Consider the following 21,788-nt stretch of genomic DNA (forward strand, 5'->3'; position numbering starts at 1 on the left):
GGGAGAGCGGTAAACGACGACGCCGGTCGCGGGACCGGCGTCGTGAAGCGGTGTGGCGACGGCAGGGATCAGCTCACGAACGTGCAGGCGCTCCTGCAGGCGGCTGCGTCGCTGCCGCGTCGTCGGCACGATCATGCAGGCCTTGCAGATAGCTGGCCAACGCCTGGATCTCCTGCTCGGTCAGCGGATGCGCCACCTGCGCCATGATATTGAACAGCGCCGGATTGCGCTCCTGGGTGGCGCCGGCCTGGTATTCCTTCAGGCGCCGCGCCACGTACTCGGCGTGCTGTCCGCCCAGGCGCGGATAGGCCGGGCCCGGATTGCCGCCGCCCGATGGCCCATGGCAGGCCATGCAGGCCGGCACGCCGCGCGCGATGTCGCCACCGCGGTAGAGCTTTTCGCCGACCTCGTAGAACTTCATGCCCTGGTACGGGCCCTCGGCGATCGCCGCGTCGTCGGCGACACCGGCGGAGGCCTTCTGGGTGGCGAAATAGGCGCCCAGATCGCGCATATCCTGCGCGGTGAGGTCCTTGACGAAGGGCACCATCACCGCCGACATCCCGGTATTACGCTCGCCGCTGGCAATCAGCGCCACCTGATGCGCCACGTAGCGCTCGGTTTGCCCGGCAATGCGTGGGTACATCGCCACTGCCGGATTGCCGTCCGGTCCATGGCAGGCTGCGCAGGCAGCGGCCTTGGTCTGGCCGGCCTTGGCATCTCCCCAGGTGGTCTTGGCCAGATCCACCTCCAGCGGCGCAACGCGCACCGGCGGCGGATCGGGGATCGGCGTGACTGCCGATTGCGCAAACGCCACGGCCGCAATGACCGGTACGGCGAGGGCGGCGAGGACTAGCACACGAGCATGGCGCATCAGCTAAAGCTCCGTATGGACCCGGCCCGCGCGCGTTGGGTACTGGCAGTGGCAGGCGTGCTTCGATTATCGACACGCCTTTGCGCCAGGGTCAACGAACAGTGCAGCAAAACTGCCAGGCTCGAACGTGCGATCCTAAGGGGATGTCGCTCCTTATCGAACAAGCCCGCTACCACCTGTCCGCCCACAACGCCCGGCAATTGCCCGACGACGGCGGCTACGAGGTGGCCTTTGCCGGCCGCTCCAATGCCGGAAAATCCAGCGCGCTCAATGCGCTGACCCGCCAGAACGCGCTGGCGCGCGTGTCCAAGACCCCCGGCCGCACCCAGCAGCTGGTGTTCTTCCAGATCCAGCCCGAGCGGTATCTGGTGGACCTGCCCGGGTACGGCTACGCCAAGGTGCCGCAGGACCTGCAGGCGCACTGGCAGGCCTTCATCGACCGCTATTTCCGCACCCGCCAAGCCTTGCGCGGGCTGGTGGTGGTGATGGATATCCGCCACCCGCTGAAAGACTACGACCTGCAGATGCTCGGTTACGCCGCCGAACGCGGCCTGCCCGCGCATGGTTTGCTGACCAAGGCCGACAAGCTGGGCCGTGGCCAGCAGATGCAGGCCCTGCAGAAGGTCAAGAAGGAAGTGACCTCGCGCTTTGGCGACAGCGTGACCGTGCAGACCTACTCGGGCGAGTCGCGCCAGGGTGTGGACGAATTGCGCGGGATTGTCGGTGCTTGGCTGGGTTTGACAGTCGAGCCGCCGGCCGAGCACTGAGCGGGCACGGCAAGATTGCGCTGATCGCCCAGAGGCAGTGCGTCGCCGCATAGGCAGCAACACAACCGATTCGTGAGACGGTCGCGGCTGCTTAGACGTGGACGTTGAACAGGTGTCCGATCACGGCGGTGGTGGCCATTGCCGCTGCGCCCCAGAACAGCACCCGGATGGCGCCGCGCAGGCCAGAGGCGCCGCCAGTCCGCGCCGCTACCGCGCCGGTCAAGGCCAAACCGAGCAACGCGGTCAGGCTGGTCACCGGTGCCGTGCGAGCGGTCGGCGCCAGCAGCGCGGCCAGCAGCGGAAGTGCCGCGCCGCAGCAGAATGCCGCGGCCGACGCCAGCGCGGCCTGCAGCGGTCGCGCGCGCAGGCTCTCGGTGATGCCGAGTTCGTCGCGTGCATGTGCTCTCAGTGCATCCCTGGCGGTCAATTGTTCGGCGACCTGGCGTGCCAGCGCAGCATCCAGCCCGCGCTGGCAGTAGATCGCAGCGAGCTCTTCCAATTCGCTCTGCGGGTGATCGCGGAGTTCGCGCCGTTCCAGCGCCAGGTCGGCACGCTCGGTGTCCGCCTGCGATTGCACCGACACATATTCGCCGGCAGCCATCGACATCGCGCCGGCGACCAAGCCGGCGATGCCGGTGGCAAGCACGTCCGCTGCGGCCGCACCGCTGCTGGCCACGCCGACCAGCAAGCCGGCCACCGAGAGGATGCCGTCATTGGCGCCAAGCACGGCGGCACGCAGCCAGCCAGCGTTGTCGCTGCGATGGCGTTCGTGATGGATAGGTCGCATTGTGCGTGCTCCAGGTGGACACGGCGCCAACTTAACCGGGCAAGGCGGAGCAAGCGTGGTTGCGTCTTGTTCTCGCCGGCGTCCGCGTGGTGAGGTGTGGAATGCTGCACCACCACCGATGGCGATATGGGCGGTACGCCGCTCAGGCTATAGTGCCGGCCTTGCGACGGCGCCACGCCATCCCCAGATCATTCCCCCTTTTGCGCGAGCATCACACCTTGTCGAGTCCTAGCCACGTTGCCGAAACGCCGATCACCGAACGCGCGGAGCTGGTCCAGGTGCTGGCCTCCGGCGAGAAGCCGAGTGCGGACTGGCGGATCGGCACCGAGCACGAAAAGTTCGGCTTCCAGTTGGATGACCTGCGTGCGCCCAGCTTCGAAGGCGCACGCGGCATCGAGGCCTTGCTGACCGGGCTGACCCGTTTCGGCTGGGAGCCGGTGCAGGAAAACGGCCGCACCATCGCACTGCTGCGCGACGGCGCATCGGTGACGCTGGAGCCGGCCGGGCAACTGGAGCTCTCCGGCGCGGCAGTGGAAACCCTGCATCACACCTGCGTGGAAACCGGCACCCATCTAGACGAGGTGGCGCAGGTGGCCGGCGAGTTGCAGCTCGGCTTCCTGGGCATGGGCTTCCAGCCCAAGTGGCGTCGCGACCAGATGCCGTGGATGCCCAAGGGCCGCTACCAGATCATGAAGAACTACATGCCCAAGGTCGGCGCGCTCGGCCTGGACATGATGACGCGCACCTGCACGGTGCAGGTCAACCTGGATTACGCCACCGAAGCGGACATGGTGAAGAAGTTCCGCGTCTCGCTGGCGCTGCAGCCGATCGCCACCGCGTTGTTTGCCGATTCGCCGTTCACCGAAGGCAAGCCGAACGGCTACCTGAGCTACCGCTCGCATATCTGGACCGACACCGACGCCGATCGCACCGGCATGCTGGATTTCGTGTTCGAAGACGGGTTCGGCTACGAGCGCTACGTCGACTACCTGCTCGATGTGCCGATGTATTTTTCCTACCGCGATGGCGTGTATCACGACGCCAGCGGGCAGAGCTTCCGCGCTTTCATGCAGGGCAAGCTGCCCGCGCTGCCGGGCGCGTTGCCGACATTGCGCGATTGGTCCGACCACATGACAACCGCGTTTCCGGAAGTGCGATTGAAGAAGTATCTGGAAATGCGCGGCGCCGATGCCGGCCCGTGGGATCGGTTGTGCGCGTTGTCGGCGTTCTGGGTCGGTCTGCTGTACGACCAGACCGCGCTGGATGCGGCTTGGGACCTGGTCAAGGATTTCAGCCCGACCGAGCGGCACGCGCTGCGCGACGGCGTGCCCAAGGACGCGTTGGGCCTGCCATTCCGCAATGGCACCGCGCGCGATCTGGCCGTGGAGGCGGTCAACATCGCGCGCGAAGGCCTGCGTCGCCGCGCACGCCTGAATCGCGACGGGCAGGACGAAACCGGTTTTCTGGATGTCATCGCCGAGATCGCCGAAAGCGGCGTCACCGCTGCCGAGCGCAAGCTGGCGCTGTATCACGGCGCATGGAACGGCGATATCGACCGGGTGTTCCGCGAGTTCGCTTACTGAGGGCACGTTGGCCGATCGCCAGCGCGCGTTGGCGCTGGCAGTCGTTGGCCGTCAGCAGGTGCGTGCCAGTGCCAGTGCAGGAGTCGTCGCGTCGGCCGATGTAGCCAGACGCGCAAGGCCATTGGCGCCGGAACGGCGTTCGTGGGCTCGGTTAAGCGCAACTGCCGCTCGCGCCGCCGACTGGCCGCACTCGATCTCGCGTCAGCGCCGTTCGGGCATGCAGGGCAGTCGTACGGTCACCCGCAATCCGCCACGCGGTCGATTGTCCAGGCGCAGGTCGCCGCCGTGCGCCAGCACGATGCTGTGCGCCACCGACAAGCCCAGCCCGATGCCGCCGGTATCGCGATTGCGCGAAGACTCGCCACGCACGAACGGCAGCAACAATTGTTCGCGCTGGGTAGGGTCGATGCCGGGGCCGTCGTCGTCGATCCACAGCACGCCGTCCTCGCCATCGCGCTGCAACTGCAGACGGGCGCGCTTGCCGTATTTCAATGCGTTTTCGAGCAAATTCATCACGGCACGGCGCAACGCCAGCGGGTCGCCGTCCAGGGTGATTTCCGGGCCCGGCAGCAGCTCGGCGTCGGCACCGATATCGGTGGCATTGTCCACCAGGCTCTCCACCAGCAAGCGCAGATCCAGCGGCGCGCGCTCGCCGCGATGGCGATCGTTCTGGATGAAGTCCAGCGCTGCGGAAATCATCGCCTTCATTTCGTTGATATCGGCCAGCGCCTTGTCGCGCAGCGGTGGCTGCAGGCCATCCAGACGAAACGACAGCCGCGCCAGCGGCGTGCGCAGGTCGTGCGCGATCGCTGCGACCATGTGCGTGCGTTCGTTGATCAGGCGGTTCAGGCGTGCCTGCATCGCGTTGAACGAATCGGCTGCGCGCACGATTTCCGGCGGGCCGCTGCGTTGCAGGGCGGCGGCATCGGGATTACGGCCCAGGCGGTCGGCAGCTTCGGCAAAGCGCTTGATCGGTGCCGACAGTGCGCGCGAAAACCACCATGCCAGCGGTACGTTGGCCAGCAGGCCGGCCAGGAACAGCAGCACGACATGGGTCTTGAACTCGCCCGAGAGGCGTCGACGCGGCGATTCCACCGTGCGCCATCGGCCATCGGGTTGTTGCAGGGCGGCGGTGAAGCCGTCCAGCAGCGGTACGCCGGGGGTCAGGCGCTCGCTTTCCCAGGCGCCGGGCAGCTCGTCCGGGCGCAGCCCGTTGCCGGGCAGCGCAGCGGGGTGGCCGTCGCGCGGCCAGTCGTCCGGAAACGGCGGTAGAGGTTGCGCGCCAGGGCGTTCGTGCGCCCCGTCAGCGCCGTCGCCCGCGTGGTCCCGGTTGGACCACCGCTGCGGCGGCAGCATGCCGGGCTGCGGGCCTTCACGATCGTTGGCGTTGCGGTAGAACCGCACCTGGCGTTCGGGCACGTCCAGCCAGTGCGCAAGCAGCATTTCGGCGAAGGGGTCGCGCACCTGGCCTGTCGGCGGCACCGGGGCTTGTGCCGATTCGTGCACTTTCAGGGTCTGGGTCCCGGCCGGCATGCGGGTGGAGAGCAGCGCCACCACCTCCGGCGGATGGACCGGAGGCTCGTAGACGGGGGTCCGCATCACCAGCAGGGCGATGCCCACCGCCTGGGCGGTGAGCAAGGCCACCGCCAGCAACACAAAGGTCCGCGCAAAGATCGACAGCCCGCGCCGTGCCGGTTTGCTCACAGGCGCGAGACGCTCGGCAGCAGCATGTAGCCCTCGTTGCGTACGGTGCGAATCAACTCGGTATGGACGCGCTCATTGATTTTGCGGCGCAGGCGGCTGATCTGGCTGTCGATGGCGCGGTCGTAGACGTCGGTGTCGCGGCCGCGGGCGTAGTCCAGCAGCTGGTCGCGGCTGAGCACGCGCTGCGGGTGTTCGACGAAGGTGCGCAGCAGCGCGAACTCGCCGTCGGACAGATTGATGAAGATGCCGGTGGGGTCGCGCAGGTCGCGGCGCACCACGTCCAGCCGCCAGCCGGCGAATTCGTAGACGTTTCCGCGCTGGTCGGCCTGTTCGTTGCTGGCCTGGCTGCGCCGCAGCAGGGCCCGCACCCGGGCCAGCAGTTCGCGCGGATTGCAGGGTTTGGCCAGGTAATCGTCGGCACCCACTTCCAGGCCGATGATGCGGTCGGTGTCGTTACCCAGCGCACTGAGCATGATGACCGCAGGTGAACCGCGCTCGCTGGCCAGGGCGCGCGCTGCACTCAGCCCATCTTCTCCCGGCATCATCACGTCGAGTACGATGAGGTCCGGGCGGCGCTGCGCCATGACAGAGCGCATCTCCGCTACGTTTTCGGCCATATCCACCTGGTAGCCGTGAGCGCTCAGAAATTCGCCGATCAGCTTGCGCAGGTCCGGGTCGTCGTCGACCACGAGAACGCAGGGTTGTTGCAGGTCCATAGGGATCATCGTCTGTGGCGCGGAGCTTGGCCCGCGCGAGGTGGTGGCTGCCGGATACATGGTGCTCGCAATTGCAGGGCTGGAGCACGCATCATAATGATCGAATTTGTCAACCATTGGCACACGTGTAACGCACCATGACAGACCAGGACATCGCGCAGGAAGCCACGGCATCGACACTATGCCGTTGTACTGGCGCGTGCGGGCATGACAAGGCATTTCCAATGATGCGGGTGATCAGCCGCGACAACGGCGTGGGGCTGACCCGCGACATGGTGCTGATGGCCGACACGCTGCGCGCCGGCGGCGTGCCGGTGCAGGAAGTGGGATTCACCAGTCAGCGCCTGCATGACACCGGGCGCGAGGCACGCCTGTGGGCCAGCCGTACGCTGTTCGGGCGGGTGCCGCTGCAGATCTTTTCCGAGCGCGTGTACAAGCGCTGCCTGCCGCTGGGGCAGATCAACCTGCTGGTGCCCAACCCGGAATGGCTGCTGCCCAAATGGCTGCCATTGCTGCCGCGCTTCGATGCGGTGCTGTGCAAGACCCACCATGCCGAGCGAATCTTCCGCAGCCTTGGGTGCGCCACACGCTTCATCGGCTTTACCAGCCCGGATCGGTACGACCCACGCGTGTTTCGTCGGCGCGCTTTCTTCCACCTGGCCGGGCGCAGTACTGCCAAGGGCACGCGCGTCTTGCTGGATACCTGGCAGCAGCATCCGGAGTGGCCGCTGCTGACGGTGGTGCAGAACCCGCGCACTGCCGGCAAGCCGGTCGTGGCCCCGAATATCGACCACCGTGTGGGGTATCTGGACGATGCCGAACTGCGCCGCATGCAGAACGCGCATCTGTTCCATATATGCCCCTCCGAGGCCGAAGGGTTCGGGCATTACCTGATGGAAGCGCTAAGCGTGGGCGCGGTGACGTTGGCGACCGACGGCGAGCCGATGAACGAATTGATCAGGCCCGAACACGGGGTGCTGATTCCGGTGGCCGAGGTGCGTCAGCGTCGTCTGGCATCGTATTACTACGTGGACGCGGCAGGCATCGCGCAGGCAGTGCAAACCGCCCTGGCATTGCCGCAGGCGCAACTGGACCAGTTGTCGGCCAATGCGCGCGCGTTCTACCAGGCCAACGATGCGGCATTTGCCGCGCGCTTTCGCGCTGCGGTACTGGCCTCGCTACCGGAGCATGCAGTGGACGCTGCGGTCGCTGCGGTCGCTGCGGCGCCGGCCGCCGTCGAAAACTGACAGCGGCAGCACCTGCGTCGCCACTGTCGCACCAGCGGCATCTTGCAGCGCGTAAGCCGAAGCAGGTGTTGCACGCGCCTTGCGTCGACGCCGCACATGCCGGCAAGCGCCAATCCACGCCGGCGCGCGGCGCGCGGTGGCAAATGCGCAGCACAGTCAGCTGCAACTCTTCCCGGACGAGCGCGGCCCAGCCCCCGCCCGCCGTCTGCATGCCATACGCAGATGTGCCATCCAGCCAGGGAGATCACGATGGTCCACGCAGCACCACGCGTTGTCGTTACCACTGCAATACTCGCCGCGCTCAACCTGGCAGGTTGTGCGAGCCTGTGCGGTGCCCCGCCTCATGCGCCTTCGCCCTACGCGCATCGCGCGCCGCCACCGCCACCGCCACCGCCGGGTGCAGGAACCATCGAGGCGTCACCGCCTTGTGCGCCGGAACACGATGTGGTCCCAATGCCGCCGCTTGCCGGCGTGGCGCGCCGCGCTGCGCCGGAGCGGCAAGATCGGGGCAGTGGCGACGGCTGCCTGGTGCATAGGGGAATAGCACCGCCACCGCCGCCACCCTTCGATAGCGACGCATTCGACGCGCCGGATGCCGCAGATGAACCGCCTGGCCTGCCGCCAGACGATGCCGAATTCGACGCAGCGCTGCAGGCATGCGCTACCGCCGAAGGCATTGCAACGCCATTTCCGCAGGGGCCTTCGCCGGACCTGCCGCCTGACCTGCTGGCCGAATGCCTGGATGCCGCAGGATTTGCGCCGCCGCCGCCGCCGCCGTTCCAGCCCTGGCGCTGATGCGGGGACGCCACCCCAGCGGTCGGCACCGGTCGGGATGATCGAAGGGGCCGGCGCTGCGGCCATGGCCCGCAACCATCCTTGCGCTGGGTGCCTCGCGCGTCAGCGGCGTGCGAGGTGTGTCGCCACGTCTGCGCAATGTGCATGCTGCATTGCGGCCAACAGGTGGGCTCTTGATTCCCGTGACGCCAGCGGCATTCGGGGCATCGCGCCATATGCCAACGCGTGGCGGTGATCGCGCTCGACAAGACGACGATCGGCATGCCGCCGGCCATAGCTTTTTTCGAAACAATCCATATACTGCCCCCCAGTATTTTGCTGGAGCTGCCATGCCGCATTCGCCGCACGAGAAAAAGCGAGCGCTAGCACGTGTGCGCCGTTTGCGCGGGCAGTGCGACGCGTTGGAGCGGGCGCTGCAGGCCGGCGCAGACTGCGCTCCGGTGTTGCAGCAGATCGCCGCCATCCGGGGCGCCGTGAACGGGCTGATGTCGCAGGTGCTTGAAGCGCATATCCGTGAAGATTTCGGGCACGCCGCCGCATCCGATGCGCAACGCGCCGAGCGGGTGCAGGACCTGCTCGGCCTGGTCCGGTCCTACCTGAAATAAAACTCCCACCGGGTCGGCGCGTGTCGCGCCCCCGTCCTCGAACCTCATCGTCAGGAGCCTCATCCCATGAAATCCCGTGCAGCAGTCGCATTCGGACCCGGCAAGCCGCTGGAAATCGTCGAAATCGACGTCGCGCCGCCGAAAGCGGGTGAAGTGCTGGTCCGCATCACCCACACCGGCGTGTGCCACACCGATGCATTCACGCTGTCCGGCGACGACCCGGAAGGCATCTTCCCGTCGGTACTCGGGCATGAAGGCGGCGGCATCGTCGAGGCGGTCGGCGAGGGCGTGACCAGCGTCAAGGTCGGCGATCACGTGATCCCGCTGTACACGGCCGAGTGCCGCAAGTGCAAATTCTGCCTGTCCGGCAAGACCAACCTGTGCCAGGCCGTGCGCGCCACCCAGGGCAAGGGCCTGATGCCGGACGGCACCACGCGCTTCTCCTACAACGGCGAGCCGATTTATCACTACATGGGCTGCAGCACCTTCAGCGAATACACCGTGGTGCCGGAAATTTCGCTGGCGGTGGTCAATCCGGAGGCGCCGCTGGAGAAGGTCTGCCTGCTCGGCTGCGGCGTTACCACCGGTATCGGCGCGGTGCACAACACCGCCAAGGTCAAGCCAGGCGAGAGTGTTGCCGTCTTCGGTCTGGGCGGTATCGGTCTTGCGGTGATCCAGGGCGCGGTACAGGCCAAGGCCGGGCGCATCCTGGCCATCGACACCAATCCGGGCAAGTTCGATCTGGCGCGCAGCATGGGCGCAACCGATTGCATCAACCCGAAGGACTACGACAGGCCGATTCAGGAGGTCATCGTCGAGTTGACCGATGGCGGCGTGGATTTCAGCTTCGAATGCATCGGCAACGTCAACGTGATGCGTTCGGCGCTGGAGTGCTGCCACAAGGGCTGGGGCGAGAGCGTCATCATCGGCGTGGCGGGCGCCGGCCAGGAAATCAGCACGCGTCCTTTCCAACTGGTGACTGGCCGCGTGTGGCGTGGCAGCGCCTTCGGTGGCGTCAAGGGACGTACGCAATTGCCGGGCATGGTGGAGCAGTCGATGAAGGGCGAGATCGACCTGGACCCATTCATCACCCACACCATGCCGTTGGAAGAGATCAACGAGGCCTTCCACCTGATGCACGAGGGCAAGTCGATCCGCACCGTGATCCATTTCTGACCAGACGGCCAGGAGCGGCGCGCGGCCGCTTCCGCGCACGTGGTACCCGACACTCCGGGAGGAGCGTAATGACTAACGTGTCGATTCATCCTTCGGTAGATAATGGTGTTGCGCGAAGTGGTGCAGAAAATTTTCGAGGCGGCACGCTTGAATGCCACTGCGCCAGCGACAAGGTGACCGTCGAGGTGTCTGCGCAGACCGCGCACAACCATGCGTGCGGTTGCAGTAAATGCTGGAAACCCGAGGGCGCGAAGTTCTCGGTGGTGGCGGTGGTTCCGCGCGACAACGTCAAGGTCACCGCGCACCAGGAAAAGCTGAAGATCGTCGACGAAAGCGCCACGATCCAGCGCCATGCGTGCACCGGTTGCGGCGTGCATCTGTATGGGCGGATCGAAAACAAGGATCACGCGTTTTACGGTCTGGATTTTGTGCACACCGAGTTGTCGAAACAACAGGGGTGGTCGGCACCGGGCTTTGCCGCGTTCGTTTCGTCGATCATCGAAACCGGTACGCCGCCGGAGCAGATGGATGGCGTACGCACGCGCCTGACCGAACTGGGGTTGCCGCCCTACGACTGCCTCTCTCCGGCGTTGATGGATGCCCTGTCGGCGCATGTGGCACGCCAAAAGGGTCTGTTGCACTGATGGTCCAACCCTGCAGCCGGCGATCCGGCTGCAGGGTTTTCTCTTCGTAAGGAATCTCATGGAACGTATCGAACACTGCGCCTGCTTCGGCGGCTGGCAGGATGTCTATCGGCATCAGTCGCACACCTTGAACTGCGGCATGCAGGTGGGCGTCTACCTGCCGCCGCAAGCCGCCGACGGCCCGTTGCCGGTGCTGTACTGGCTGAGCGGTTTGACCTGTACCGAACAGAATTTCATCAGCAAGGCCGGCGCGCAGCTCTATGCGGCCGAGCATGGCGTGATCCTGGTCGTGCCCGACACCAGCCCACGGGGCGAGGATGTGGCGGATGCGGACGGTTACGACATCGGCAAGGGCGCCGGCTTCTACGTCGATGCCACGCAAGCGCCATGGGCGGCGCACTACCGCATGTACGACTACGTGGTGAACGAATTACCGGCGTTGATTGAAGCGACCTTCGCCACCACCGGTGCGCGTGCGATCAGTGGCCATTCGATGGGTGGGCATGGCGCGTTGACTATCGCACTGAAGAATCCGGGCCGTTATCGCAGCGTGTCGGCGTTTTCGCCAATCGTGGCACCCAGCCAGGTGCCGTGGGGCGAGAAGGCGTTTGGCCAGTATCTGGGCAACGACCGTGCGACCTGGAAAGCCTACGATGCCACCGCATTGATCGCTGGCGCCCAGGAGCGTCTGCCCCTGCTCATCGACCAGGGCGACGCCGACGAATTTCTGCAAAACCAGCTGAAAACCGCATTGTTCGAAGATGCGGCAAGATCCGCCGGCTACCCGGTGACGGTGCGGCTGCAACCCGGCTACGACCACAGCTACTACTTCATCGCAAGCTTTATTGGCGAGCACATTGCGCATCATGCTGCAGCCTTGCGTGGTTGAGTGCCGCTGTTGGTGTACGCCGTTGGAGATGCCATCCGGTGGATGAGGGGCGGGCGCTGCGCCGATGCAGTGCATGGCTTTGGTTGCGGCGGAGTGGCCTGCCGCACCCGCTCTGCTATCGGCGGCGTCGTGCAATGCCCGCGCCGCCGACACATTGCGCATGGCCGTTCAACGAACGTCGCGCAGTTCCCAGTGCGAGCCAGCCAGGGCCTGCATGCGCTGTTTGAACAGGTCGCCGGGAATACTTGTCGTTGCGACCAGATCGATGCGCAGGTCGTGCTGCTTGCCGGTGACCGTGGCGGCCGGGTCGGTGATGCCCAGGCTGGGATCCACCTCGTCAGGATCGGTCTGTAGCTGGCGCCAACGGTCGAACCACGCCGGATCGCGTAGCGCCGCCTGCAATTGCTCGGCAAAGGCCTCGGCGCCATTGGCAGTGAAGCTCACCGAGGGCGCGCTGCCACGGGCGAGCTTGGGATCGGGCAAGCTAATCGAATAGCTGACAGGCATATGCAAGGCTCAGATGGAGGACGCCGGCACGGTAGTGCAGCTTAAGTGAGCATGCCGTCGACGGGCGGGCGAGTGCACAGGCGCGGGCGGACGGCGGTAGCAGCCGACAGCCAGGCATCTGTCCGTTTACTTCGCCCCAAAAAAAGGCGCCTTTCGGCGCCCTTTCTTCTACTCCGACGGCGACTTACTTCAACGCCTTGAAGCGCAAACGCTTCGGGCCGGCGTCGTCGCCCATTCGGCGGCGCTTGTCTTCCTCGTACTCGCGATAGTTGCCCTGGAAGAACTCCACGTGCGAGTCGCCTTCGAAGGCCAGGATGTGCGTGGCGATACGGTCCAGGAACCAGCGGTCATGCGAAATCACGAAGGTGTTGCCGGGGAACTCCAGCAACGCATCTTCCAGCGCACGCAGGGTTTCGATGTCCAGGTCGTTGGACGGTTCGTCCAGCAGCAGCACGTTGCCGCCCTGCAGCAGGGTCTTGGCCATGTGCAGGCGACCGCGCTCGCCACCGGACAGCGAACCGACCATCTTCTGCTGGTCCTGGCCCTTGAAGTTGAAGCGGCCGATATAGGCGCGCGACTGGATTTCGATGCCGTTGATGTTGAGGATGTCCAGGCCGCCAGCGATTTCCTGGAACACGTTGTGGTTGCCTTCCAGCGCGTCGCGGCTCTGGTCCACGTAGGACAGCTGCACGGTCGGTCCGACCACGATCTCGCCGGAGTCCGGCTTCTCCTGGCCGGTAATCATCTTGAACAGGGTCGACTTACCGGCACCGTTGGGGCCGATGATGCCGACGATGGCGCCCGGCGGCACGATCATCGACAGGTTGTCGATCAACAGGCGGTCGCCGAACTTCTTGGACACGTTCTTGAACTCCATCACCGCATTGCCCAGGCGCTCGCCCGGCGGGATGAAGATCTCGTTGGTTTCGTTGCGCTTCTGGTAATCGACCGACTGCAGCTCTTCCAGGCGGGCCAGACGCGCCTTGCCCTTGGTGCGGCCGCCCTTGGCGTTCTGCCGCGACCATTCCAGTTCCTTCTGGATCGCTTTCTGGCGAGACTTTTCCTGGTTGTCTTCCTGCTTGAGGCGCTCGTCCTTCTGGGTCAGCCAGTCGGTGTAGTTGCCCTTCCACGGAATGCCGCGGCCGCGGTCCAGTTCCAGGATCCACTCGGCGGCGTTGTCCAGGAAGTAGCGATCGTGGGTCACCGCCACCACGGTGCCGGTGTAGCGCGCCAGGAACTGCTCCAGCCATTCCACCGACTCGGCGTCCAGGTGGTTGGTGGGTTCGTCGAGCAGCAGCATGTCCGGCTTCTGCAGCAGCAGGCGGCACAGCGCCACGCGGCGCTTTTCACCACCGGAGAGCTTGCCCACGATGGCGTCCCACGGCGGCAGGCGCAGCGCATCGGCGGCTACGTCCAGTTGGTTTTCCAGCGTATGCGCATCGCCGGCGGCCAGGATCGCTTCCAGGCGTTCCTGTTCCTTGGCCAGCGCATCGAAGTCAGCGCCTTCTTCGGCATAGGCCAGATACACCGCATCCAGCGCGGCCTGGGCCTGCAGCACATCGCCCACGCCTTCTTCCACCGCCTCACGCACGGTGTGCTCGGGGTTGAGCTGCGGTTCCTGCGCCAGGTAGCCGACCTTGATGCCCGGTTGTGGGCGCGCCTCGCCTTCGAAATCGGTGTCCACCCCGGCCATGATCTTCAGTACCGTGGACTTGCCCGCGCCGTTCAGGCCCAGCAGGCCGATCTTGGCGCCCGGGAAAAAGCTCAGCGAGATGTCCTTGATGATCTGCCGCTTGGGCGGGACCACCTTGCTGACGCGGTTCATGGTGTAGATGTATTGCGACATGGGGGCTCCGTGGACGCAGGCAGCCCGCCGGCCGAGGCCGGAGGCAGCGGAAAAGGGGTTGCGCCAATTATACGGGCAAGTGGCTTGGGTCGCGGCAGCACCCCTGCAGCTAAACGGCACCTTGCTTGCGACCTGAATAGGCTTTTTCGTAATCGATTCCAGCAAGAATGCGTTAAGGCGGTCCGCCTCTTAATGAAATTACGACACCGCGAACAGGAACTGTCATGAACCGCAAACGCATCGTTACCGTTGTGCTTTCCTCCATCCTGGCGCTGGGTGCCTTCGCACCTGCTGCGTTCGCCGGAGATTGGGACCGCGACCACGATCGCCGCGGCCCTGACCGTCACCATGTCCATGATCGACGAGACTGGCGCGATGACCGCCGTGACGACCGTCGCGAGTGGCGCCAGGACCGTCGCTACTACAGCAATGGCTATCGCGAGGGCTACCGCGATGCCCGCTACCAGGACCGCCGCTACGACCGCAATCGCGTCTACGTCTACGATCGTCCGGCGTACTACCGCGCCGGCCCGCCGCCGCGTCCGTATTGGGCCCGTGGCCAGCGCTACCACGGCCCGGTCTATGTGGTGAACGATTACGACCGCTATGACCTGCGCCGCCCGCCGTACGGCTACCGCTGGCAGCGCGACGACCGCGGCAATCTGCTGCTGGTGGCCATCGCTACCGGCATCATTGCCGACCTGGTGCTCAACAACTAACCCGGCGCGGCCGCCGGGTCCTTCCCGGCCGCGGCCGGCAATCGGTTCAGTCATCACACAAGGGCGCACCTTCGGGTGCGCCTTTGTCATGAACTCAGGGCGGGCGCACAGGCGGCGCTGGCTGCGCGATTGGTCACCCGTGCGGCAGGGGCTTACAATCGGCAACCCTATTGGCAATAGCTGCCCCGGAGCTTGGAATGTTCTCGCGCGATGTCCGACTGGAAACCTACGACCCCGAACTGGCCAAGGCCATCGCTGCTGAAGCCGGCCGCCAGGAGGATCATGTCGAGCTGATCGCCAGCGAAAACTATTGCAGCCCGCTGGTGATGGAAGCGCAGGGCAGCCAGCTGACCAACAAGTACGCCGAAGGCTATCCGGGCAAGCGCTACTACGGTGGCTGCGAGTTCGTCGACATTGCCGAACAACTGGCGATCGACCGCATCAAGCAGGTGTTCGGCGCCGATTATGCGAACGTCCAGCCGCACAGCGGGTCCCAGGCCAACCAGGCAGTGTATCTGGCACTGCTGCAGCCGGGCGACACCATCCTGGGCATGAGCCTGGCGCATGGCGGTCACCTGACCCACGGCGCCAAGGTCAACGTCTCCGGCAAGCTGTTCAACGCGGTGCAGTACGGCGTCAACGAGCAGGGCCTGATCGACTACGACGAGGTCCAGCGCCTGGCGACGGAACACAAGCCCAAGATGGTGGTGGCCGGTTTCTCTGCGTATTCGCAGAAGATCGACTGGGCCCGCTTCCGCGCCATCGCCGACAGCGTCGGTGCCTATTTGTTCGTGGACATGGCCCACATTGCCGGGCTGGTCGCCGCCGGGGTGTACCCCAGCCCGATGGAACATGCGCACGTGGTCACCTCGACCACGCACAAGACACTGCGTGGCCCGCGTGGCGGCATCATCGTCGCCGAGGGCGCCAGCGAAGAGCTGCAGAAAAAGCTGCAGTCGATCGTGTTCCCCGGCATCCAGGGCGGCCCGCTGATGCACGTCATCGCGGCCAAGGCGGTGGCGTTCAAGGAGGCGCTGGAGCCGGCGTTCAAGACCTATCAGCAACAAGTGGTCAAGAACGCCCAGGCGATGGCCAATACGCTCATTGCGCGCGGCTACAAGATCGTCTCCGGCGGCACCGAGAACCACCTGATGCTGGTGGACATGATCGGTCGCGATGTCTCCGGCAAGGACGCCGAAGCTGCGCTCGGCAAGGCGCACATCACCGTCAACAAGAATTCGGTCCCCAACGACCCGCGCTCGCCGTTCGTCACTTCCGGTCTGCGCCTGGGCACTCCGGCGATCACCACGCGCGGTTATCAGGAACAGGACAGTATCGACCTGGCTAACTGGATCGCCGACGTGCTCGACGCGCCAACCGACGAAGCCGTGCTGGCGAAGGTGCGCGATGCCGTGACCGCGCAGTGCAAGCGCTATCCGGTGTATGGCTGAAATGCCGGGATTGGTGATTCGGGATTCTGAATGCGCTAACCGCGCGTTATTGCTTGTGCTGTTGCCAATCCCCAATCCCCAATCCCAAATCCCGGCCACCTAATGCATTGCCCCTTCTGCCAGCACAACGATACCCGCGTGATCGATTCGCGGGTGTCCGAAGACGGTACGACGATCCGTCGGCGCCGCGAGTGCGAGGCGTGCGGCGAGCGGTTCAGTACGCTGGAAACGATCGAACTGAAGCTGCCCACCGTGGTCAAGAGCGATGGTGGACGCGAGGCGTTCGATGCACGCAAGCTGCGCACCAGCTTCGACCGCGCGCTGCAAAAGCGGCCGGTGGCCGAAGAGCAGATCGAGGCGGCGGTGCGTGCGGTGGTGCACCAGCTGCGCATGTCCGGCGAGCGCGAAGTGGGTTCGCTGCGGGTAGGCGAATACGTGATGGTGGAGCTGCGCAAGCTCGATCATGTCGGCTATGTGCGCTTTGCTTCGGTGTATCGCAGTTTTCAGGACGTGGCCGATTTCCGCGAGGAAATCGAAAAGCTCGAACGCGAGCTGCCGGTCGGCAGCGAGCAACTGCCGCTGCTGGAAGCGGCATTGGAACGTGCCGGCAAACCCGGCAAGCGATGAGCGCGATGCGCATTGCCTGCGTTGCGCAAACGCCGCAGTACCTGCCTGCGATTGCGCAAGCGCATCTACAGGCCTTCGGCGCGCTGTTGCCGGAATGGAATATCGATGAGGCGCTGCGCGAATTGCGCAGCCATGCGCGCGATGGCGTCATTCCGACCACCTGGGTGGCGCTGGATCAAACACAGTGGCTGGGTTCGGTGAGCCTGCTCGAAAATGACGACGCACGCATTCGGCAATGGTCGCCGTGGTTGGCGTCGTTGTATGTGCAGCCGCAGGCGCGCGGGCAGGGCATTGGCGAGGCGTTGGTGGCGCACTGTGTGCAGGCCGCCGCGCAGTTGGGCGTGCCGCTGCTCTACCTGTATTGCCAGCCGGGATTGGTGCCGTTCTACCAGCGCCTGGGATGGCAGACACATACCGAGTTCCTGCTGGGCCCGATGCAGATCGTGGTGATGCGCATCGTGCCGGGAGTGCCATGCAATGCGTGAGGCCACAACGACGGCCAGTGCCGATGATCATCGCTGGATGGCGCATGCCTTGCGCCTGGCCGAACGCGGCGCCTACACCACCCGGCCCAATCCGATGGTGGGCTGCGTGATCGTGCGCGATGGCGTCTGCGTGGGCGAGGGCTTTCATCAACGTGCTGGCGGCCCGCATGCCGAAGTCTTCGCGCTGCGTGCAGCCGGTGAGTTGGCGCGCGGTGCCACCGCGTATGTGACGCTGGAGCCATGCGCGCACTATGGGCGTACCCCGCCATGCGCGCTGGCATTGATCGAGGCCGGCGTTGCGCGGGTGGTTGCGGCAATGGCCGACCCGTTTCCGCAGGTCAATGGCGGTGGGTTTGCGCTGCTGCGCGAGGCCGGGATCGACGTGCTGAGCGGCGTGATGGAAGCGCAGGCGCGCACGCTCAATCAGGGCTTCCTGTCGCGGGTGGAGCGTGGGCGGCCGTGGTTGCGGGTCAAACTCGGCGCCAGCCTGGATGGACGTACGGCGCTGGCCAGCGGCCAATCCAAATGGATTACCGGTGCCGACGCACGTGCAGACGTACAGCGCTGGCGTGCGCGTGCCGGGGCAATCCTCACCGGTGCTGGCACGGTGTTGGCCGACGATCCGTCGATGACGGTGCGGCTGGGCGACGACACCCCCGTGCAGCCGCCGCTGCGGGTGGTGCTCGATGCTGGGCTGCGGACGTTGGCGTGCGGCAATATCCGTACGGGGGACGCAGCGACGCTGTACCTGCATGACGAGTCGCTGACGCCGCCACCGCACGACGATGCGGAGTTTCTCGGCCTGCCGCTGCAGGACGGACGCTTTGCGCTGCCGACAGTGTTGCAGCTGCTGGCCGAGCGCGGCATCAACGAGCTGCACGTGGAAGCCGGGGCGACCCTGAGTGGTGCGCTAGTGCAAACAGGATTGATCGACGAGCTGCTGGTGTACCTTGCGCCGGTCCTGCTGGGCGACACCGCCAGGCCCTTGTTGGCCGGGCTCGGCATCGAGACGATGGCGCAGCGCTATCCGCTGCAGTTGGTGGAGGCGCGGCAGCTGCAGCAGGACCTGCGGTTGCGCTATGTGCCGCTCTCCTCTGCCGCCTTGTAAGAGGGCGGGCATCTGCGCGCGGTCTGCTGGGAGGCGACGCCGCAGTCTGGCAAGCGTATCGCGCGAGTGGTCTGCCGCGTCCCAAGCGCGCGTTGCACGTTAAAGTCAGTGGGCGGGGGGAGCGTCTGGGTCTGGCCTGACAGCCATCCATGCCCATAACGCAGAAGGCCCCGCATGCGGGGCCTTCTGGATACCGCACGATGCCGCGATCAGAAGCTGGCGCGGACGCCGATGGTGCCTTGACGGTTGCTATCGTAGAACTGCATCTCGCCGACGATGCCCCACATCGGCGTCAGGTTGACCTGCAGCCCCGCGATACCAGCGGCTTTGCCCTCGTTCTGGCCACCGCCGTTAAAATGAAAATAGCCGGCCTTCAGCCAGGCTTCGGTGCGCGGCGAAGGTTTCCCACGGACACCTGCAGTGATGCGGGCCACATCCACGTTGGCCTTGTCGGAGTCGCTCGACGTGCTGCTGGAGACTTTCGCTTTCACTTCCAACTGCTGGTAAGCAGCGTCAGCCACGAAATCTAGCTTTTCGGTGAACTCCATGTGGTAACCGATGCCGATTTCCGGCTGAGTGATCGTGTACTTGAGCCGTAATTCGTCTTCATCACCAGGAAAGCCAAAATCGAAGCGCTGGGTGTCAGAGACGCGGCTGTAGCTGCCGAAGACGAAGACCTGCGGAGCAATCGCGAACGAGCCCCGCGCATAGGCGCCGGACATTGCGTCCACGCCATCGCTCTTCAGATTGGCATAGCCGGCTTCCACATAGGTGTAGCTCATTCCTTCCGCAGATGCGGCAAACGGTGCGGCAGCCAGCAGGGCAGCCAGAATCAGGGTGTTACGCATTGGATGTCTCTCTCCGAATTGATGTCCGTGTCTCCACCCCGTTGCGAGGTGGAAAAGAACGACGTCTCCCGTCGCGGCGCGTAAATTAACAGATCCTTCACAATCCTGGCTATGGGGGATTTCCCGACATGACGCAGTGTCCTGCCAGCCTTGGCTCCCACTCGGCAATCGCGCCGATGTGCCCTGTTAAACTCTGCGCGCCGGTTCGCCGGTACTCACGAACGTCTTCAGGGCGGGGTGCGATTCCCCACCGGCGGTAGGCGTGCGCAAGCACGCGAGCCCGCGAGCGCTTGCACTCCAGGGTTGAGCGAACCAACGCGAGACCCTGATGTGCAAGGTCAGCAGATCCGGTCCGATGCCGGAGCCGACGGTATAGTCCGGATGAAAGAAGACGGCCAACGCTCAGCCTTGCGGCTGTGCGCGCGCCTGTTTGCTTTGCCTTGCGGCGTTTTTCGCTCAACTCCTGCGAGAAACGACTAATGTCCATGCACCACCTGCCGCGCTGCGCCGCGGCCTTCCAGCGCTCCATCACGGCAGCCTTGCTGCTGCAAGCGGGGGCACGCTGATGTTCACCGGCATCATCGAAGGCGTCGGCCAACTGGCCGCGCGACAGCCGCAGGGCGGCGATGTGCGTTTCACCTTCGCCACCGGCACGCTGCCGTTCGAAGCGGTCCAGTTGGGCGAAAGCATCGCCGTCAATGGCGTGTGCCTGACCGTGATTGCGTTTGACGCGGCCAGTTTTCAGGCCGATGCCTCGACCGAGACGCTGTCGCTGACCACCCTGGGCGCGTTGCCAGAGGGCGCACTGCTCAATCTGGAGCGCGCGATGCGGCCCACCGACCGGCTTGGCGGACACCTGGTCAGCGGACATGTGGATGGCCTGGGCCAGGTGCAGTCGGTCCATGACGATGCGCGTGCGCAGCGCTGGCGGTTTGCCGCGCCGGCGTCGGTGTTGCGCTATGTGGCCAAGAAGGGCTCGATCTGCGTGGACGGCGTGAGCCTCACCGTCAATGACGTAGACGAAGACGGCTTCGAGGTCGCGCTGATTCCGCATACCGTGGCCCACACCGCGTTTGCGCAGACTGCGGTCGGTGCGGCGGTGAACCTGGAAATCGATCTGGTGGCGCGCTATGTGGAGCGCCTGCTCGGCACGCGGGGGGCGGCATGAATTTCGCACCCGTTCCGGAACTGATCGAAGAACTGCGCGCCGGACGCATGGTGGTCATCGTCGATGACGAAGACCGCGAAAACGAAGGCGATCTGATCATGGCCGCCGAGTTGGTGAAGCCGTCGGACATCAACTTCATGGTCACCCACGCGCGCGGGCTGGTGTGCCTGTCGCTGACCCGCGAGCGCTGCGCGCAGCTGGGTCTGGCGCCGATGGTGCGCAACAACACCGCGCAGTTCCAGACCAACTTCACCGTCAGCATCGAAGCGGCCGAAGGCGTCACCACCGGCATTTCCGCCTACGACCGCGCGCACACCGTGCGTACCGCCGTACGCCCGGATGCCCGGCCGCAGGATCTGAGCCAGCCCGGGCATATCTTCCCGTTGATCTCCCAGCCCGGTGGCGTGCTGACCCGTGCCGGCCACACCGAAGCGGCCAGCGACTTGCCGATGCTGGCCGGGCTGGAACCGGCCGGTGTGCTGGTGGAAGTGCTCAACCCGGACGGCAGCATGGCGCGTCGCCCGCAGCTGGAAGTGTTCGCGCGCGAGCATGGGCTGAAAATGGGCTCGATCGCCGACCTGATCGCCTACCGGCTTGCCAATGAGCACACCGTCGAGCGCGTGGACGAGCGGCAGATCACCACCGAGTTCGGCCCGTTCAAGCTGGTGACCTACCGCGACCGCATCGCGCATGACCTGCACTTTGCGCTGGTGCGCGGTCGCGCCGATCCACACACGCCGACGCTGGTACGCGTGCAGGTGGAAAACCCGTTGGCCGACCTGCTGCATTGGCAGCGCGATGACTTTGGCGTGGCAGCCACCGACGCCTTGCGCGCGATCGCCGCCGAAGGGCAGGGCGTGATGGTGGTGCTGTCGGCGCCACGCGACAGCGAATCGCTGCTGGCACGGCTGCGCCAGCAGCCCGAAGCCGCCGCCAATGCCAAGGACGTGAGTCAGTGGCGGCGCAACGGCGCCGGTGCGCAGATCCTGGCCGACCTCGGCCTGGGCAAGTTGCGCGTGCTGGGCACCCCTCGGCGCCAGGTGGGGCTGGCCGGGTTCGGGCTGGAGGTGGTCGAGTATCTGGAATGCCATGCCGGTGAAGGCGTGCGCTCGGTGCCGCCGTCCGCCGTTCCCTGACATGGCTGCGAGCCGTTGCCGCAGTTAAAGGCCGGTCCCGGTGGTCTCGACCATCGGGTAGCCGGCGGTGCGCGGCTGTCAGCAAGCGCCGCGCGTGCCGGCGCTGAAG

General features: G+C 65.5%; 22 protein-coding genes and 1 riboswitch. Of the genes, 15 read left to right on the top strand and 7 right to left on the bottom strand.

Annotated elements, in window-relative coordinates; translation table 11 throughout:
- Nucleotides 1-73: 73 nt before the first annotated feature.
- Entirely contained in the window at nucleotides 74-871 is a 798-nt protein-coding gene (locus tag ACCQ03_RS04095) for a c-type cytochrome (protein WP_057677763.1), read from the bottom strand.
- A 143-nt stretch (nucleotides 872-1,014) separates the two neighbouring features.
- On the opposite strand from ACCQ03_RS04095, the gene yihA reads away from it, so the two are divergent.
- Entirely contained in the window at nucleotides 1,015-1,638 is a 624-nt protein-coding gene (gene yihA / locus ACCQ03_RS04100; protein ID WP_039573162.1) for a ribosome biogenesis GTP-binding protein YihA/YsxC, read from the top strand.
- A 91-nt stretch (nucleotides 1,639-1,729) separates the two neighbouring features.
- Here the strand turns inward: yihA and ACCQ03_RS04105 are convergent, their stop codons facing one another.
- Nucleotides 1,730-2,425, bottom strand: coding sequence for a VIT1/CCC1 transporter family protein (locus tag ACCQ03_RS04105; RefSeq protein WP_209225713.1), 696 nt, complete (start codon nucleotides 2,423-2,425; stop codon nucleotides 1,730-1,732).
- A gap of 200 nt (nucleotides 2,426-2,625) precedes the next feature.
- On the opposite strand from ACCQ03_RS04105, the gene ACCQ03_RS04110 reads away from it, so the two are divergent.
- Complete coding sequence (locus ACCQ03_RS04110; protein ID WP_057677765.1) at nucleotides 2,626-4,008, top strand: glutamate--cysteine ligase; 1,383 nt, start codon at nucleotides 2,626-2,628, stop codon at nucleotides 4,006-4,008.
- 201 nt (nucleotides 4,009-4,209) lie between these two features.
- Here the strand turns inward: ACCQ03_RS04110 and ACCQ03_RS04115 are convergent, their stop codons facing one another.
- Together ACCQ03_RS04115 and ACCQ03_RS04120 are read right to left on the bottom strand one after the other, a co-directional pair.
- Nucleotides 4,210-5,712, bottom strand: a complete 1,503-nt coding sequence (locus tag ACCQ03_RS04115; RefSeq protein WP_209225711.1) for an ATP-binding protein — start codon at nucleotides 5,710-5,712, stop codon at nucleotides 4,210-4,212.
- Complete coding sequence (locus ACCQ03_RS04120) at nucleotides 5,709-6,428, bottom strand: response regulator (protein WP_011050505.1); 720 nt, start codon at nucleotides 6,426-6,428, stop codon at nucleotides 5,709-5,711. Before ACCQ03_RS04120 ends, ACCQ03_RS04115 begins: the two co-directional genes overlap by 4 nt.
- Before the next feature lie 137 nt (nucleotides 6,429-6,565).
- Between ACCQ03_RS04120 and ACCQ03_RS04125 the strand changes: the two genes are divergently transcribed.
- The 6 genes from ACCQ03_RS04125 (at nucleotide 6,566) to fghA (ending at nucleotide 11,784) form a co-directional block, all read left to right on the top strand.
- Nucleotides 6,566-7,675, top strand: coding sequence for a glycosyltransferase (locus ACCQ03_RS04125; protein WP_150145537.1), 1,110 nt, complete (start codon nucleotides 6,566-6,568; stop codon nucleotides 7,673-7,675).
- 453 nt (nucleotides 7,676-8,128) lie between these two features.
- Complete coding sequence (locus tag ACCQ03_RS04130) at nucleotides 8,129-8,470, top strand: hypothetical protein (RefSeq protein ID WP_209225709.1); 342 nt, start codon at nucleotides 8,129-8,131, stop codon at nucleotides 8,468-8,470.
- Nucleotides 8,471-8,799: 329 nt separating this feature from the next.
- Nucleotides 8,800-9,075 carry a metal/formaldehyde-sensitive transcriptional repressor gene (locus tag ACCQ03_RS04135; protein ID WP_005911021.1) on the top strand — a complete coding sequence of 92 codons (276 nt, stop codon included), beginning with the start codon at nucleotides 8,800-8,802 and terminating at the stop codon, nucleotides 9,073-9,075.
- A 66-nt stretch (nucleotides 9,076-9,141) separates the two neighbouring features.
- A complete protein-coding gene (locus tag ACCQ03_RS04140; RefSeq protein ID WP_057677769.1) occupies nucleotides 9,142-10,251 on the top strand; it encodes an S-(hydroxymethyl)glutathione dehydrogenase/class III alcohol dehydrogenase in 1,110 nt (369 codons plus the stop codon).
- Between the two features lie 68 nt (nucleotides 10,252-10,319).
- Nucleotides 10,320-10,895, top strand: coding sequence for an S-(hydroxymethyl)glutathione synthase (gfa, locus tag ACCQ03_RS04145; RefSeq protein ID WP_039573181.1), 576 nt, complete (start codon nucleotides 10,320-10,322; stop codon nucleotides 10,893-10,895).
- 58 nt (nucleotides 10,896-10,953) lie between these two features.
- The gene (gene fghA / locus ACCQ03_RS04150; protein ID WP_057677770.1) at nucleotides 10,954-11,784 is read left to right on the top strand and encodes an S-formylglutathione hydrolase; all 831 of its coding nucleotides are present in this window, start codon (nucleotides 10,954-10,956) and stop codon (nucleotides 11,782-11,784) included.
- Between the two features lie 168 nt (nucleotides 11,785-11,952).
- Here the strand turns inward: fghA and ACCQ03_RS04155 are convergent, their stop codons facing one another.
- Nucleotides 11,953-12,291 carry a hypothetical protein gene (locus ACCQ03_RS04155; RefSeq protein WP_008576771.1) on the bottom strand — a complete coding sequence of 113 codons (339 nt, stop codon included), beginning with the start codon at nucleotides 12,289-12,291 and terminating at the stop codon, nucleotides 11,953-11,955.
- 184 nt (nucleotides 12,292-12,475) lie between these two features.
- The gene (gene ettA, locus ACCQ03_RS04160) at nucleotides 12,476-14,137 is read right to left on the bottom strand and encodes an energy-dependent translational throttle protein EttA (RefSeq protein WP_005910999.1); all 1,662 of its coding nucleotides are present in this window, start codon (nucleotides 14,135-14,137) and stop codon (nucleotides 12,476-12,478) included.
- Between the two features lie 224 nt (nucleotides 14,138-14,361).
- Here ettA and ACCQ03_RS04165 point away from each other — a divergent pair, with 224 nt between their 5' ends.
- From ACCQ03_RS04165 to ribD, 5 genes are all read left to right on the top strand, one after another.
- A complete protein-coding gene (locus ACCQ03_RS04165) occupies nucleotides 14,362-14,856 on the top strand; it encodes an RcnB family protein (RefSeq protein ID WP_057677771.1) in 495 nt (164 codons plus the stop codon).
- 197 nt (nucleotides 14,857-15,053) lie between these two features.
- Nucleotides 15,054-16,307: a serine hydroxymethyltransferase gene (glyA, locus tag ACCQ03_RS04170; protein ID WP_057677772.1), complete on the top strand. Its 1,254-nt coding sequence runs from the start codon at nucleotides 15,054-15,056 to the stop codon at nucleotides 16,305-16,307.
- Nucleotides 16,308-16,409: 102 nt separating this feature from the next.
- The gene (gene nrdR / locus ACCQ03_RS04175; protein ID WP_003490311.1) at nucleotides 16,410-16,934 is read left to right on the top strand and encodes a transcriptional regulator NrdR; all 525 of its coding nucleotides are present in this window, start codon (nucleotides 16,410-16,412) and stop codon (nucleotides 16,932-16,934) included.
- The gene (locus ACCQ03_RS04180; RefSeq protein WP_039574625.1) at nucleotides 16,931-17,419 is read left to right on the top strand and encodes a GNAT family N-acetyltransferase; all 489 of its coding nucleotides are present in this window, start codon (nucleotides 16,931-16,933) and stop codon (nucleotides 17,417-17,419) included. Before nrdR ends, ACCQ03_RS04180 begins: the two co-directional genes overlap by 4 nt.
- Entirely contained in the window at nucleotides 17,412-18,527 is a 1,116-nt protein-coding gene (gene ribD, locus ACCQ03_RS04185; RefSeq protein ID WP_057677773.1) for a bifunctional diaminohydroxyphosphoribosylaminopyrimidine deaminase/5-amino-6-(5-phosphoribosylamino)uracil reductase RibD, read from the top strand. Before ACCQ03_RS04180 ends, ribD begins: the two co-directional genes overlap by 8 nt.
- Nucleotides 18,528-18,736: 209 nt before the next feature.
- On the opposite strand, the gene ACCQ03_RS04190 is transcribed toward ribD, so the two are convergent.
- Entirely contained in the window at nucleotides 18,737-19,375 is a 639-nt protein-coding gene (locus tag ACCQ03_RS04190) for an outer membrane beta-barrel protein (protein ID WP_057677774.1), read from the bottom strand.
- Nucleotides 19,376-19,594: 219 nt separating this feature from the next.
- Nucleotides 19,595-19,772: riboswitch (FMN riboswitch) on the top strand.
- 168 nt (nucleotides 19,773-19,940) lie between these two features.
- Here ACCQ03_RS04190 and ACCQ03_RS04195 point away from each other — a divergent pair.
- Nucleotides 19,941-20,543 (top strand): riboflavin synthase, encoded by a 603-nt coding sequence (locus tag ACCQ03_RS04195; RefSeq protein ID WP_005920959.1) that lies wholly within the window; start codon nucleotides 19,941-19,943, stop codon nucleotides 20,541-20,543.
- Entirely contained in the window at nucleotides 20,540-21,679 is a 1,140-nt protein-coding gene (gene ribB / locus ACCQ03_RS04200; protein WP_057677775.1) for a 3,4-dihydroxy-2-butanone-4-phosphate synthase, read from the top strand. Before ACCQ03_RS04195 ends, ribB begins: the two co-directional genes overlap by 4 nt.
- Nucleotides 21,680-21,788 lie beyond the last annotated feature (109 nt).

Source organism: Xanthomonas sp. NCPPB 3569, assembly GCF_041475645.2.
Lineage (GTDB): Bacteria > Pseudomonadota > Gammaproteobacteria > Xanthomonadales > Xanthomonadaceae > Xanthomonas > Xanthomonas phaseoli.

What these genes read in the sequence shown, in the direction of transcription:
- nrdR (WP_003490311.1), top strand. Translation starts at nt 16,410, where the DNA reads ATGCATTGCCCCTTCTGCCAGCACAACGATACCCGCGTGATCGATTCG.
- yihA (WP_039573162.1), top strand. Translation starts at nt 1,015, where the DNA reads ATGTCGCTCCTTATCGAACAAGCCCGCTACCACCTGTCCGCCCACAAC.
- gfa (WP_039573181.1), top strand. Translation starts at nt 10,320, where the DNA reads ATGACTAACGTGTCGATTCATCCTTCGGTAGATAATGGTGTTGCGCGA.
- ACCQ03_RS04095 (WP_057677763.1), bottom strand. Translation starts at nt 871, where the DNA reads ATGCGCCATGCTCGTGTGCTAGTCCTCGCCGCCCTCGCCGTACCGGTC.
- ACCQ03_RS04135 (WP_005911021.1), top strand. Translation starts at nt 8,800, where the DNA reads ATGCCGCATTCGCCGCACGAGAAAAAGCGAGCGCTAGCACGTGTGCGC.
- ACCQ03_RS04130 (WP_209225709.1), top strand. Translation starts at nt 8,129, where the DNA reads ATGCCGCCGCTTGCCGGCGTGGCGCGCCGCGCTGCGCCGGAGCGGCAA.
- ACCQ03_RS04105 (WP_209225713.1), bottom strand. Translation starts at nt 2,425, where the DNA reads ATGCGACCTATCCATCACGAACGCCATCGCAGCGACAACGCTGGCTGG.
- ACCQ03_RS04155 (WP_008576771.1), bottom strand. Translation starts at nt 12,291, where the DNA reads ATGCCTGTCAGCTATTCGATTAGCTTGCCCGATCCCAAGCTCGCCCGT.
- ribD (WP_057677773.1), top strand. Translation starts at nt 17,412, where the DNA reads ATGCGTGAGGCCACAACGACGGCCAGTGCCGATGATCATCGCTGGATG.
- ACCQ03_RS04165 (WP_057677771.1), top strand. Translation starts at nt 14,362, where the DNA reads ATGAACCGCAAACGCATCGTTACCGTTGTGCTTTCCTCCATCCTGGCG.
- ribB (WP_057677775.1), top strand. Translation starts at nt 20,540, where the DNA reads ATGAATTTCGCACCCGTTCCGGAACTGATCGAAGAACTGCGCGCCGGA.
- ACCQ03_RS04195 (WP_005920959.1), top strand. Translation starts at nt 19,941, where the DNA reads ATGTTCACCGGCATCATCGAAGGCGTCGGCCAACTGGCCGCGCGACAG.
- ACCQ03_RS04190 (WP_057677774.1), bottom strand. Translation starts at nt 19,375, where the DNA reads ATGCGTAACACCCTGATTCTGGCTGCCCTGCTGGCTGCCGCACCGTTT.
- ACCQ03_RS04180 (WP_039574625.1), top strand. Translation starts at nt 16,931, where the DNA reads ATGAGCGCGATGCGCATTGCCTGCGTTGCGCAAACGCCGCAGTACCTG.
- fghA (WP_057677770.1), top strand. Translation starts at nt 10,954, where the DNA reads ATGGAACGTATCGAACACTGCGCCTGCTTCGGCGGCTGGCAGGATGTC.
- ACCQ03_RS04140 (WP_057677769.1), top strand. Translation starts at nt 9,142, where the DNA reads ATGAAATCCCGTGCAGCAGTCGCATTCGGACCCGGCAAGCCGCTGGAA.
- ACCQ03_RS04125 (WP_150145537.1), top strand. Translation starts at nt 6,566, where the DNA reads ATGACAGACCAGGACATCGCGCAGGAAGCCACGGCATCGACACTATGC.
- ettA (WP_005910999.1), bottom strand. Translation starts at nt 14,137, where the DNA reads ATGTCGCAATACATCTACACCATGAACCGCGTCAGCAAGGTGGTCCCG.
- ACCQ03_RS04120 (WP_011050505.1), bottom strand. Translation starts at nt 6,428, where the DNA reads ATGGACCTGCAACAACCCTGCGTTCTCGTGGTCGACGACGACCCGGAC.
- glyA (WP_057677772.1), top strand. Translation starts at nt 15,054, where the DNA reads ATGTTCTCGCGCGATGTCCGACTGGAAACCTACGACCCCGAACTGGCC.